At 66.2% G+C, this 12964-nt stretch carries 9 protein-coding genes and 1 pseudogene; 8 read left to right on the top strand and 2 right to left on the bottom strand.

Annotated elements, in window-relative coordinates; genetic code table 11:
- Positions 1–1647: a nuclease-related domain-containing DEAD/DEAH box helicase gene (locus L2K70_RS02360; RefSeq protein WP_236398425.1), complete on the bottom strand. Its 1647-nt coding sequence runs from the start codon at positions 1645–1647 to the stop codon at positions 1–3.
- Between the two features lie 45 nt (positions 1648–1692).
- A complete protein-coding gene (locus L2K70_RS02355) occupies positions 1693–2853 on the bottom strand; it encodes a T3SS (YopN, CesT) and YbjN peptide-binding chaperone 1 (RefSeq protein ID WP_236398422.1) in 1161 nt (386 codons plus the stop codon).
- Between the two features lie 203 nt (positions 2854–3056).
- Here L2K70_RS02355 and L2K70_RS02350 point away from each other — a divergent pair, with 203 nt between their 5' ends.
- The 8 genes and pseudogenes from L2K70_RS02350 to L2K70_RS02315 all read left to right on the top strand — a co-directional run bounded on the left by L2K70_RS02350 (position 3057) and on the right by L2K70_RS02315 (position 12959).
- A complete protein-coding gene (locus tag L2K70_RS02350) occupies positions 3057–3665 on the top strand; it encodes a hypothetical protein (RefSeq protein ID WP_236398419.1) in 609 nt (202 codons plus the stop codon).
- Positions 3662–3754, top strand: a pseudogene (locus L2K70_RS21500) (DUF2510 domain-containing protein); the annotation flags it as partial. The gene L2K70_RS02350 and the pseudogene L2K70_RS21500, both read left to right, overlap by 4 nt.
- A gap of 177 nt (positions 3755–3931) precedes the next feature.
- Positions 3932–4543, top strand: a complete 612-nt coding sequence (locus tag L2K70_RS02340) for an LURP-one-related/scramblase family protein (RefSeq protein WP_236399397.1) — start codon at positions 3932–3934, stop codon at positions 4541–4543.
- 43 nt (positions 4544–4586) lie between these two features.
- The gene (locus tag L2K70_RS02335) at positions 4587–5618 is read left to right on the top strand and encodes a PGN_0703 family putative restriction endonuclease (RefSeq protein WP_236398415.1); all 1032 of its coding nucleotides are present in this window, start codon (positions 4587–4589) and stop codon (positions 5616–5618) included.
- A gap of 110 nt (positions 5619–5728) precedes the next feature.
- Positions 5729–6997, top strand: coding sequence for a hypothetical protein (locus L2K70_RS02330; RefSeq protein ID WP_236398412.1), 1269 nt, complete (start codon positions 5729–5731; stop codon positions 6995–6997).
- A 3-nt stretch (positions 6998–7000) separates the two neighbouring features.
- On the top strand, positions 7001–9100 hold the full coding sequence (locus L2K70_RS02325; RefSeq protein ID WP_236398409.1) for a GmrSD restriction endonuclease domain-containing protein: 2100 nt from the start codon (positions 7001–7003) through the stop codon (positions 9098–9100).
- Positions 9101–9200: 100 nt separating this feature from the next.
- Complete coding sequence (locus L2K70_RS02320) at positions 9201–11189, top strand: hypothetical protein (protein WP_236398406.1); 1989 nt, start codon at positions 9201–9203, stop codon at positions 11187–11189.
- A gap of 6 nt (positions 11190–11195) precedes the next feature.
- Entirely contained in the window at positions 11196–12959 is a 1764-nt protein-coding gene (locus L2K70_RS02315; protein WP_236398402.1) for an Hsp70 family protein, read from the top strand.
- The last annotated feature ends 5 nt before the right edge of the window (positions 12960–12964 follow it).

Raw genomic sequence — 12964 nt, 5'->3', positions numbered from 1 at the left:
TTAGATGCCGAGCCTCTTCGCGACAACGTCCCCGCCCACACGGCGTACGGTCTCGGGGTCTCCCACCACGACGAGCTCGTCCGTGGCTCGGGACATCCCGACGTACAACCGTTCCCGCGCGCGGTCACGCGACCCGTCCTCGTTGAGGCAGAGCACGACGGCTCGACGCTCGAGGCCCTTGCAGCCGAGGACGTGGCCGTAGAAGACGTCGTCGTCCCAGTAGGTGCTCCAGTAACCGTCCTGGTCGTGGAAGTCCGTGCGCTCTACCTGTATCGGGTGTCGGTGCCCGACTGTCAGCAGTGCGATGTGCCTCGCGTCCCACCCTCCGTCGAGCAGCCGGTCGACCTCGTCGTCGGCCACGTCGATCGGGTCCTCATCGCCCGCGTCCACGAAACGCACCGACGGGCCATCGCCTCCACGGGAGTACATCCGGCTCGGCGCCAGTGGCCCGAAGGACTCATGGATCTGCTTGGTGTTGCGCAGGTTGTGGTCGAGCACGAGTGGGACGAGCGCGACCGGCGGCCGCCCGAACCGCGCGAAGATGCGCTGGTTCTCGTCGGAGTAGACATAGAGCCCTCCTTGCTCCTCATCGCGGAGCGAACGCAGGACGGGCGTCCACCAGGAGTCCGCGAAGTCCTGCGCCTCGTCGACGATCACGGCGTCGTACCTCTGCCCGTCGGGCAGGTTCAGCGCGAGCTCAGCCATCTCGGCAGGCAGACGCTCCTCCCAGAACTCGCTGTCCTGCCGGTCCCCGTCAGCCGCTCCCCACTGCCGCCCGAAAGCATGGAACGTGCCGACGAACGCCGGCCGCTGGCGTCGCTCCCACGTCGCGACCTCACGCTTGAGGTGCTCGGCGAGCCCGATCGAGTAGCAGAGCAACGCCACACGCTGTGGCTTGCGCCCGTGACCGCCGCGGGTGAGCTCCTTCGCCTGCTGGAGCGCGAGGACGGTCTTGCCGCTCCCGGCGCCGCCACGTACCTCGACGCGGTTGAGCAGCCGCGTCACGCCGAGGATCGACGCCTGCTCGAGCGTCAGCCGGTCGGCCACAGCGGCGCGCTCGTCGGCCTCCGCGCGGATGTCGTACGACGTCCGCAGCCGGCCCGTGAGGATCTCCGCGATCTCGTCGACGTCGTCGGGCGTCGCGACCCGCTGGCCGTGGGTCATCTTCGCCGCGGTCTGCCTCAGTCGCAGGACGAGGTGCTCCTGATCGTGCTTGTCGTGGAGCGCCCAGCGCGGCAGGTCGGTCAGGGAGAAGTCGTCGCCGAACTCGGAGTACGGCGTCACCACGGCATGCGCCCACGCGACCCGCGCGCGGCTCCCCCACCGCTCGTCGTGCTCGACGTACGTCCGGACGGCGTACTTCCCGTCGCGTGCCTGGTCGACGGGGTGTATCACCGTCTCGCGGCCACGGCGCATGATGTGCCAGCCGTCGTCCCACCAGACGCTGCTGCCCTTCACCTCCACGGTGACGATCCCGATGTCGGGCATCAGAACGACGAGGTCGATCTCGTGGTCCTTGTGCTCGTCGGTGAGTCGTAGGTTGGCGACGAGCACGTCGTCGTCGCCGAGGGTGTCTCGCAACCGCTCCCACACCTCCCGCTCGGAAGGAGTGGTGAAGGTCGGGCTCTCCGGGATCAGGCGCGGCATGCGTTTACCCCATCACCCATCGCGTTGGTGCGTCCGGCGAACGCGTCACCGGCCGGTCCCCGCCTCGTCCTCGTCGAAGAGGGCAAGCTGGTCGACCTGCACCTTGCGGATGGGCGCGTCGACCATCAGCCGGAGACCCGCGCGCATGCGGGTCACCAAGTCCCGGTGGTAGTCGTGCCGCGCCTTGGCGAGCTTCTCCCGGGTCGCCTGCCCCGCCGCCCGAGCGTCGCGCATCACGGTCCGCGCGTCGCGACGGCGCTGCTCGGTGATCCGGATCGCCTTGAGCAGCAGCCCGGTGTCGTTGCCGTAGATCCGCACCATCGCGGCCGGACCGACCGAGCCGCGGCGCTCGCGCTCCAGCTCGGCCATCACGGCGTACGCCGTCCCGAATCGCCCACCCTTCCGCTCCCTCTCTCCACGGGGCGCGGAACGGACGCGCGGACCGAGGTGTCGCGCCCATCCGTCGACCTGGGAGAGCAGCCGCTGGATCTCACCCTGGACGGCCGCCGGCACGGCGACACCGAGCCCGAGCTCCCGCGTCACGGTGAGCCGCTGCTCGGTCAGGGCGAAGGAGAGTCCGAACTCGGTCCGGTTGAGGCGGTTGACCTCCTCGAGCGCCGCCTTCTCGTTGGCGACGTCGTCGACGAGCAGGCAGGACAGCAGCACCCGCGGTGCCTCCTTGTGCACGAGCACCCACACCAGGCAGTCCTCGGTGGGCAGCGGGAGGTCGCCGTCGCTGTCCCACGCCGGCGCCTCCTCGTAGATGCCGGCGACGGCCAGGTCGACGACGGCACGCACCTCGTCCGGCGAGGAGGGTCGCACCACCCGGTCGACATCAGGCCGTGCCTGTTGCTCGCGCTTGTCGACAGGCTGCGGCTCGAGGCCGTCCGCGTCGAGGTAGATCGGGTGGAGCACCCCGTAGGTCTCGCGGAACGCCTCGACCACCATCACCGCAGCGCGATCGACTTCGCGCGGCTCGAGCTCGACAGCCAGCCCCTCCTCCCCGTTTGCGAGGGCGTAGACCCACAGGACATCGCCCGTGCGGGACACCTCGCACCACGGGGCGGCCGGATCGGCCGGGTCCGCGTCGATCACCACGTTGTCGTCGACCTCGAGCTCGGCCAGCCGGTCCGCCAACCGTTGGCGGAACTCCCGCCACGCCGTCTCAATCGCGTCGTCCCACCGACGCTCCAGCTCGTCCTTCATGCTCTCGACCCCTCACTGGATCGCCCCCGCGACCCCCACAACCACGACTCTAAGGACGACCACCGACAGTCGGTCAGGCTCAGGGACGGGCACGCTGGGCCGACATCTCCAATCTCCTGACTCGCCAGCGAGAGCGGGGTAGCGTGCGCGATCGGCGGGGTCTTCCGTCATGCCCTTCCGCCAATTCTCGAGGTCCTCCTTCCATGTCTCGCATCTCGAAGGTCGCCGTGCGCGTCCTTGTTGCCTTCGTCGTCCTCTTCGCCGCCATCGTCGGGTTCACCTTGCTCAAGAACGCGGGCCTGCTTTCTCCGCTCGGCATCAAGTCCGAGACTTCTGACTCGCAGGTAGTGCAGTCGATCAAGCGGACCGAGGAGGTGTCTCTGCTCGCGCTGGGCATCCAGGGCATCACAAGCGAGGAGCGCTGCTCGACGGCGTTCGGCAAGTGCGTGCCAGGCACCTCGGACACGGTCTACCTGCAGTACACCTTCACCGGAAAGCTCGGCATCGACGGCGGGGCCGTCGAGGTCACTGAGTCTGGCGCCGGCAACTACATGATCTCCGTCCCGGCTTTTGAGTTCATCGGCTACAGCGAGCCCAAGTTTGAGGTCGCGGTGACGGACGACGGCGTGCTGAGCTTCGTGACCGAGGACATCGACCAGGCGGAGATGATCACCAAGATCCTCGGCGAGGAGGCGCAGCAGAAGCACCTCGACGACAACCAGGAAGTCCTTCAGCAGCAGACCAAGGTCTTCTACGACAACATCATCCTGAGCGTCGCCCCTGACGCGAAGATCACGTACGAGTTCGCATGAGCACGTGGGTCGCCGGCTGGTACCCCGATCCCCTCGGTCGTCACGAGCACCGCTACTGGGACGGCCGCGAGTGGACGCACCACGTGGGATCTCGAGGTCAGCAAAGCATCGACCCGCTCCAGGGTCCTCCTCCAACGGCTGATCAGGTGCGCCCAGATCAAGCACCAGCTCCCGATGCCGACCGAATCCGTCCTGCGGAGGACGTCCGAGACCCCAGGACGTACCCGGAACCCGTATCACGCAGCGACAGGCGCATCCAGAAGCAGGTGAACAAGCTCGGCTTGAGCGATGGTTCAGCCCGGGGAGATGACTCGTGGCTGGACGAGCCGGTGCTGGTCGTCAACCAGAAGGGCAAGCTGCTCGAGGTCAACGCCGAGTACCTGGTCCACGACCGGTCCGGGCGCCAGGTGGGCAGCATCCGAGAGGTGGGTCAGAGCCTCACCAAGAAGGCCATCTCTCACAACAATCGCACGCGCAGGTTCCAGGTCTTGGATCGAGACGGCAATGAGCTGATCTCGCTGACTCGTCCTACGGTGTGGCTCAAGGCAAAGATGGTGGTCCGCGGACCATCTGGACGAGAGATCGGGCAGATCGCTCGCGCGATCTCGTTCGACTACTCGCGCTTCAAGCTGGAGGCTGACGGACGGACCCTCGGGACCATCAGAGGCGAGAACGGCCGTCAGTCCGACTTCAGCATCCGCGATGAATCGGGAGCGGAGATCGGACGGATCACGCGAACGTATGCCGGCGTCCTCAAAGAGGTGTTCACCAAGGCGGACCACTACGTGGTCGAGATCCACCGTCCGCTAGAAGAGCCACTGCGAACGCTCGTGATGGCAGCCGCTCTGGCAGTCGACACCGCCCTGCGGCAGCAATGATCAGGCACTAGCGAGTCGCGCGTGGCGGTGCTTGGGTCAAGGTATGGCTGACACTGCAGATGGACTGCCCGAGCCGGAACCGACCAACGCAACCGTGGGCGACTGGGACGGCGTACTTCCGCGCGACCGCGATCCGGCGACTCGGCGACACCGCCGCCACCAGGGCGAGTGGCGCTCGAGCACGCTCCGTTGGGCCGCGGGACCACCTCAGGACGACATTCGTGTTCGGGCGCGGTACGAGACGCTGCCCAATTGGCTGGCTGCGACAGACCGCGGCCGGGACGTCGTGGTCGACGGCCCGAACGTGATGTCGGACGAGGCACGGTCCTACACGCACGGGCGACTCGACGCGCTGAACACGATCGACGGCAAGGCAGAGCCCGACCGACTGTGGCGCAACCTCCTCTCGTCGCAGCCGATGGCGTTCAGCATCGCGGGACACCTCAGGGCGCACCGAGACGAGGCTGCCGCTCTTCTCGGTGCGATGACCGGGCTGGACGTGGCACACCTCGGCACGCTTGCCCCTCCTGATGGGACGCCTGCCGCGCACATGCTTGAAGGCGTCGAGGCCGAGTGGTTCCCACCTCGTCAATCGCATACCGACGACAAGTCCGGAGCGGATGTGGCTGCCTGCCTGGACCTGACCGACAACACCAGGACCCTCATCACGATCGAGGTCAAGTTCACCGATACCTTCAGCCCGGCTCCCGTTCGTTGGACGCGTTACGAGGAGCACCTCATGTCTCTAGGACTCGACGAGGAAGCGACAAAGAGGCTCGTCGACGCTGGGTGCAGCCAGGTGCTCCGTCAGGTCATGCTCACCGATTCAGTACGTCGACGGGGCATCACCGCTGACTCTGGCCCTGACGGAGCGGTCGAGGCGGGGATCGCTGTCGTGCTGGCTCGGCACGACGACAAGACGGCCAAGCGCGTCGCGAACACCCTTGACGAGGCAGTTGGATCAGTCGTGCCGGTCAAGTTCTGGAGCCATCGCCAACTGTTCGGCGAGGCTGCCCGGATCCCCGGACTCAGCGAATGGGCACAGCGAATGAAGGCGCGCTACGTGCTCAAGTGACGTCTCACGTGCGGCAGCTGATCGAAACAGGTCCTGGATGGTGGACATCGTGACATCGTGTCGTCGGCAAACCGGCAGGACAACGGCACCAACCTGATCATGGGGAAAACATGACGGATTCGTGGAGCGCGGGCGAGCTGGTCACGCTCGCGCCAGCAGAGCTGTTGGGACTTCCAGACGGACCAGATGTGCACGTCGTCCTCGACGAGAACGGCGTGCTTGTCGTTGGACCGCCCGAGGGAAGGTCACGCGCGTTCAAGCTTGTCCTCGAGCCGCTGGGTGGCATCGGCAGCCAGGTCTCGAAGCGTAGCCTCGCCGACACCGCGGCGGTGGCTGGGTCTGCCGCTGCGGTGATGGCAGCCGGTGCAGATTACTTCAGCCTGACGGCCGAAGGTGCGGCCAAGCTCGCTCAGTTTCACGAGAAAGCGGCGCCCAACGGCGGCATGTACGGCTTCGTGATGAACGACAGCGGCCAGTTCGCCGGTCAGCTGACGTTTGATCGGGCATCTCTGGTCGGCGGACAAGCGCTTGCGATGCAGACAGCTGCCACGTCCATGGCCTTGCGGACAGCCATCGCCGAGGTGCAGGCGGCCGTCGAACGCGTCGAAGAGCGGGTCGACGACATACAGAGGCGGCTACGGGCCCAGCAGATCGGTCAGGTCATCGGGACCCACCGACACCTCGACCGCGTCACTCGGTCGTCACGCGACCGGGGCGCGCTGCTGGACGCGGATTGGGAGTCGGTTGCTGGTGTTCGGACCGGACTTTACCGAGCCCTCGAGGAGATGCGCGAGTTCGTGCGGAGCCAAGCCGCAGACATCGACCCTCGTGCCCGCCTCTCAAAGCGCGAGAGCAAGCTCGACGACTTCCTCGAGCCCGGTGGCGGTCGCGACGTCCTCGACCTCATCCTGATCGCTGAGCAGTCGCTCCTGCTCTTCGAGCACCTCAGGCTCATCCGCGTGCAGGCCACGCAGCCCGAACATCTCGCTTCGGCTTTGTCCGAGGCCCGCGACGCCCTAGCCACCGAGCGGACTCGCGATGAGGAGCTAGTCGCGACCGTCATGTCGGCAGTCGACGAGGTGCGAGCCGTCGCCCCCTTGGAGATTCACCGCCTCCTCAGCGCACGTGAGATGCGACAGACGGCGTCGGACATCCACGCGTCGCTCACTCGCTTCGCCACTGCTGTACGCCTTCCAGCCCCTGAGATGGTCCTGGTCGAGCACCCGACGATCGGTCAGGCACGTGAGGAGGTGAGGGCCCGAGCACTCATGGCAGGACGCTCCGCCAAGTCGCTCGGGTCCGCTTCAGCGGATGCGGGAGCCGGCATTCTTCGGGGGGCGCGCGACAAGGCACGCGAGCGATTCACCAAGGACGGGTGACCTATGGACACCGGCGTACGCACCCCGCAGGAGATCTTCAACCTGCCGCAATACCTTCTGGTGCCGATCTTCCAACGCCCCTACGTCTGGGAAGAAGAGCACCAGTGGACGCCGCTGTGGCAAGACGTACGCCGCATCGCTGAGCTCCGCCTCACTCCCCAGGGCGCCAGCGCAAAGCACTTTCTCGGCGCTGTCGTCCTCCAGGCGCAGCAGCCCGGAGTCAACAGCTTGACCGCCCGTGACCTCATCGACGGTCAGCAGCGTCTCACGACCATCCAACTGCTGATGGACGCGGTCGCTCTGGTGCTCGAGGAGCTCGAGCACGACAACCTGGCCCAACAGCTGGCCGACCTGACGCACAACCCAGCTCACTTCGTGGGCCCGGGTGAGTCCACCCTCAAAGTGCGTCACACGAATCGGGACCACGAGCCGTTCGATGCGGTCATGAACGCGACCCCACCCCTCGACTACGAGCACATTCCCCACGCCGATTCGAGAATCGTGCGGGCTCACCGCTACTTCAGCGACGAAGTTCGGTCGTGGCTGGGATCCGGCGACGCATCGGACTTCGCCATGCGCGCTTCAGCACTGGTCAGTGTGCTGACGCAGGGACTTCAGATCGTCACCATCGACCTGAAGTACGACGAGAACTCCCAGGAGATTTTCGAGACCCTGAATGCGCGGGGCACCCCGCTGACGGCAGCCGACCTCATCAAGAACTACGTCTTTCAGCGGCTGACCGGAGAAGGCGCTGATACCGCCCGCGCCTACAAAGAGGACTGGCCTTTCGACACTGCGTTCTGGGAGCAGGAAGTTAGCGTCGGCCGATATCTCTTGTCCCGCTCGTCGCTGTTCCTCAGCCAGTGGCTCATTTCCCGAACGGGGGAAGAGATCGGTCCGCGCGTGGTGTTCACGCGCTTCAAGCACTTCGTGGAGCATCAGTCCAACACGTCGATGTCGGTGCTGCTGCAACAGATCAAGGAGCAAGCGGACCTCTACAAGACGTGGACTGAGCGGTCTGCCGCTACGAACGACGACTTGGATCCAGTCCTCATGTGCGTCTACCGCATGCGGGCCATGGACCTCGAGACACTCAAACCCATCCTGATCTGGCTCCACGAACGCCCGCGACCGGACTCAACCCTCTACCCGGTGGTCGCGAGCACGGAGAGCTGGTTGGTCAGGCGAGCACTTTTGAGGCTGAAGATTGGTGACCTCGGCAGGGTCGTCGCGGACCTGATCCGCGCCCACCGCGACGTTGCCGACGACCAGCTCGCGACCCAGGTCGCCGGCTACCTAGCCGCGCTCGATGTGGAGAGCACGTACTGGCCGGGGGACGACGAGATACGAACCGCTCTGATCACGGAGCCCATCTATCGACGTATCCGACGACCGCGCTTGCGCATGTTCCTCGAGGCCGTCGAGGACCACCTGCGCGGCTACAACGACAAGCCGCTCACCCTCGGTCGCGTGCCGAGAAAGGCTTTCCACATCGAGCATGTCCTGCCCCGCAGGTGGCAGCAGCACTGGCCGGTCGACGACCTTGCGGGGGAGATCGATCGTCAGAACCACGTCCACGCCCTGGGAAACTTGACTCTCTTGACGGCCTCACTGAACGCGTCGGTGTCTAACGGCCCTTGGAGCGGCCCGACCGGGAAACAGCGGAAGCTGAAGGACCACGACGTCTTCCTGATGAACGGCCGCATCAGGGACGTCGAGAACTGGGATGAGGAGGCCATCGACGCGCGCACCGATCGGATGATCGATGCGCTCCTCGCGACGTGGCCCGTTCCTGCCGGCCACGCCGGGCGGGTGATCGCAGCAAGCCAGGACTCCGGCGCCTCTGAGATCTACCTCCCGCACCTCGTGGCCAGCGGCCTGCTTCCGGTCGGCACAGAGCTACGTCCACGCAACGGCGGTCCTGAGCGCGCCGTGGTGCTCGCCGACGGACGTCTGGCGGTAGATGACAAGGTTTACGACAGCCCGTCCGGAGCCGGTCAGGCCGTGCGTGGCGGTGCCACCAACGGCTGGCAGTTCTGGACCCTTCCGGACGGGCGCCGCCTAGGAAGGCTTCGCGAGGAAGCGCTCGATCGAAATTCCTGACGAACGGTGGTTGCAGCACCTGGCACACTGGTCGCCTGAGTGGGGACCACAAGCGTTCCATCAGGCTACAGCGAGCAATGGCCCGTGGCAGACTCTCGTCGTGCCCAGTCCGGAGAAGGTCCTGCTTCGCAAGTCGCAGGATGGCTCGTGGTCCGAAGTCGGCGTCCTGCGTGAGCGCGTCCGCGGGAAGACCTGGAGGTTGTTACTACCTGATGGGCGCGAGGTCGACCACGACATCCAGGCCTCTGAGTCCTTCCCAGAACGGCACTCCCTGCAGTACCGCCTCAAGCTGGACCCGGACGGAGTTGCTGCCGACCTCGAGACGGCCCCGGCGGACGTCTTCCTCCTGGCGCTCGGAGGTTTTCGCAAGGGCGCAACATCTGGTCAGCTCAAGCAGGCCTTCGTGGGGATCGACACAGGCGTGGTGGACCGAGCCTGGCGACGTGCGAAGAAGCACCTCGACGCCTCTGAGGTCGTCACGCGTTCCGGTTCGAAGGTTCCCACCTACACCCTTGTCGTCGAGGCCAGCAGGGACAGCGAAGCAGGCGAGGAGAGCACGGAGACGCCTGAAGATGTCGTCACAACGCAATCTGAGGGCTCGGCGCCGGAGCCAGTCCAGCAGAACCAGGCACATGCTCGCGACACTCCAAGATTAGCGGCCAGCTCTGACCACGACCGGCCGGCGGAAGATGACGTGCTCACCCGCCATCTGGTCTCCCAAGGGTGGGACGAGGCGGAGGCGGGACTTGCGTCGCTTGGTCAACGCCCTCTGAGGCTGGGGCTGACACTCGGTCGCCTCAAGGCTACCGAGCTCAGCGACCTGCTCCAGTCCTTGACTTTCAGCCAACGTGCCGAGGTCGCGGTTGCGCTGGGGAGAGGCAAGGACGGGCTGCTGGAGACTGACACCGCCGGGCTGTCCCAGGCGAAGTACGAGACTGCGCTACGACGTGCACGTGCTGAGCTGGATCGCGATCAAGCGTCCCCCAGCCTCATTGGTGCCCTCACCTCGCTGCTCGAGCGGGTCAGTGCGACGTACGTCGTACCACTCTCCGTCGCTGCCGAGCTTGCGGGGAGCTTCGCCAAGGTGGCGCGCGAGGGGGAGCGCAAGGCAACTACGAGGGCCCAAGCACGCGACGGACTGAACAAGGCCCTGGCGGCGGCAGCCGAAGCGATGAAGCTCGCAAGCAGGATTGACAGTGAGGCTGCGCCCGAGCTTGTCCGACTCTCCCAGGCGGCGCGCCATGTTCCCTTCGCTCGGACAGGTGGACGTTCGCTGCTCGTCGCGACGATCTACCAGCTGGGTCCTGACCGAGCGAGGTCTGATGCATGGTGGACCGACGCTACCTTCGACGACCTCGCCGAGGCGGGACATGGACCGCTGGCGAACGTGCTCGAGGATCGACTGATCGCCGAGTCGGTCGTGAGGCCGCTGGTCACCGCCGCCGTCGATCAGGCGGAGTCCCGGTCGCGTGTCGGACAGATCATCTCGGCAGCGATCCCGGTTGCCCGTTGGGTGTCGGGCGAGACGCTCAGGGGCGCGATTCTCCGGGCCGCTCGGCACGACGAAGTGGCCTCAGCATGGGCCGAGACGCTCACCGACGACCGCAAGCTTCAGCGCATGGAGTCGGCGCTGGCTGCAGCACGAGCAGACGTCGAGGCGAGCGCCGACAAGCAGCTGGACCTGCAGCGACATGTCGCACGCCTCGAGCAGCGCCTGGCGACAGTGGGAGAAGAGCTCGCGGCCGCTCGCTCTGCTCAAGGAGAGAGTCGCGGCGCTCACGACCGGCAGGTGCGCGCCGACCTCGTACGAGTCCTCGCCAAGGTCGCTGCGCAAGTAGCACAATCGGCCGCCGCGTCCGAGGACGAAGGACTGATGAGGAGCGTCAGCCACGCGACGAGGCGCGAGGGTCTCGATCCCATCGGCGAGGTCGACCGTCAGACGACCTTCGACCCCAAGGTCCACGACTCGATGGGACAGTCGATCTCGGCCGAAGCGCAGGTGACTGTCGTACGTCCGGGATATACATGGCGGGACGGCACGGACACGCTTGTGCTGGTGAAGGCGCAGGTAGTACCAACGGGGGAGTGATCGCAGGTGCCGTGGTTCAAACGTTCAGCGACAACTGCTCGGGAGACCGTTGCGGCGTCCCTGGTCACGACGCCATCCCAGACCCCGAGCGCACCTGAGCATCTTGTTGAGCGGCTCGATGGCGGCACGGACGTCGCCCTGCTGACGCACGCCATCGGGGTTGACTTCGGGACCTCGACGACCTTGGTCGCCGAAGGTCGACGCGGGCGTCTGCCGCTGGTCTTCCCCGTCGGCACACGAGGCACGTCCTGGCTGCCCTCGTTGATCGGAGTCGCAGGCGACGGCGCGTTGGTGGTCGGCGAAGCGGCTGCCGACCTTCCTGTCGAACGGCTCCGACGATCGATCAAGCGCGCGATCACCAAGCGGCAGACCGAGATCGACATCGACGGTATCCCGGTCAGTGTCGACGGTGGCATCCGACAACTACTCAACGAGCTTGCCTTCCGGGCACGCGATGACCTTGACCTCGATCCCGGAGTAGTGCGCCTCGGCTGTCCAGCCATGTGGACCGGAGACCAGAGGAAGCGACTCCTCGAGGTGGCTCGATCGGCCGGCCTCCCCGTCGACGACCACACCCTCATCGACGAGCCGATCGCAGCTGGCGTTGCATGGGTCAACAGCAGGATGGCGCGATCTGGCCAGGGCGTCCGCGGGCAGCTCCTGGTGTTCGACATGGGCGGCGGCACGCTTGACGTGGCGGTGCTGGACGTACGCGCGGACCTCGGTCACGAGCCGGAGATCTCCGTTCTTTCCTCGTGGGGTGTCGACGAAGCGGGAGACGCGCTCGACGAAGCGTTGGCGGGCGAGCTCGAGCAGCAGCTCCGCGACATGGGGCATGACGTTGATGACCTCCCGATGGCCGCCGGCGTGCGCGCCATGATCCGACAGGCTGCGAAGGAGGCAAAGGAGCGCCTGAGCCACGACCTGGACACGCAAGTGGCCATTCGCCATCCCGACGCCGAGCTTCCCACGCTGTCGCTGTCGCAGGAGCAGGTCGACACAGCCATTCGGGACCAGCTGACGCGTGCCACTCACCTCGTGTGGGCTGTGCTCCGCGGAGCCCAGGTGACCCATGAGGTCGCCAAGGCCCCCGACGAGATTCGCGCCATTCCGCTCGAGACGCTCGCCGAGGAGGTCGACTTCGTCCTCCTCGCGGGAGGCATGTCCCGCGTTCCTTCGGTTGCACGCATGCTCGCGAGTTTGTTCCCTCACGCGGAGATCTCGTCGGACGCTGGCGTAGCGAGCGACGAAGCGATCGTGGCGGGGCTGGCGGAGACGGCGTCCTACGAGCGCGTCAACCTGCACCGTCCGCCTTTTCACTTCGTGCTCGAGTACGAGGACAAGGACGGGGTGGAGCACGCGACGTCCGTCTACGAGGCCCATTCACCGTTCTACCCGCCCTACCAGGCGATGCAGCGCAGCTCGCTCTACTACGAGTGGCGTCCACCTCGCGGCGCTCTGCCAGCTGTCGGCGCGGGACTAGTCAGCGTGTTCACGGCCGGCGGCGAACGTGCCCGGTTGTCCATTGACGGCGCAGACGGGGACGGTTTCGTCCTCCGTTTCGGACCGAACCCGCCGGCTGTGCTGATCTATCCCAATGGTCGGGTCCTCATCGTCGACGGCAAGGGCAGTCGCACGGAGTTCCTGGTGCCGCGCTGGCCCGTCATCCGCGGGAAGGACCACGCCGTTCTCTACGCGAACAAGCGAGGCGACTCGCGAGCGCCACTTGTGGAAAGGTCGTGGATGAAGGACCCGTTGTTCCTCCACTAGGGGCA

The organism is Nocardioides potassii (assembly GCF_021648885.1).
In the GTDB taxonomy this organism is placed as follows: domain Bacteria; phylum Actinomycetota; class Actinomycetes; order Propionibacteriales; family Nocardioidaceae; genus Nocardioides; species Nocardioides potassii.
This window is presented reverse-complemented; position numbering and strand designations above follow the sequence as displayed.

Excerpts from the sequence above, each read along its gene's own strand:
- L2K70_RS02360 (WP_236398425.1), bottom strand. The coding sequence starts at position 1,647 with ATGCCGCGCCTGATCCCGGAGAGCCCGACCTTCACCACTCCTTCCGAG.
- L2K70_RS02355 (WP_236398422.1), bottom strand. The coding sequence starts at position 2,853 with ATGAAGGACGAGCTGGAGCGTCGGTGGGACGACGCGATTGAGACGGCG.
- L2K70_RS02350 (WP_236398419.1), top strand. The coding sequence starts at position 3,057 with ATGTCTCGCATCTCGAAGGTCGCCGTGCGCGTCCTTGTTGCCTTCGTC.
- L2K70_RS02335 (WP_236398415.1), top strand. The coding sequence starts at position 4,587 with ATGGCTGACACTGCAGATGGACTGCCCGAGCCGGAACCGACCAACGCA.
- L2K70_RS02330 (WP_236398412.1), top strand. The coding sequence starts at position 5,729 with ATGACGGATTCGTGGAGCGCGGGCGAGCTGGTCACGCTCGCGCCAGCA.
- L2K70_RS02325 (WP_236398409.1), top strand. The coding sequence starts at position 7,001 with ATGGACACCGGCGTACGCACCCCGCAGGAGATCTTCAACCTGCCGCAA.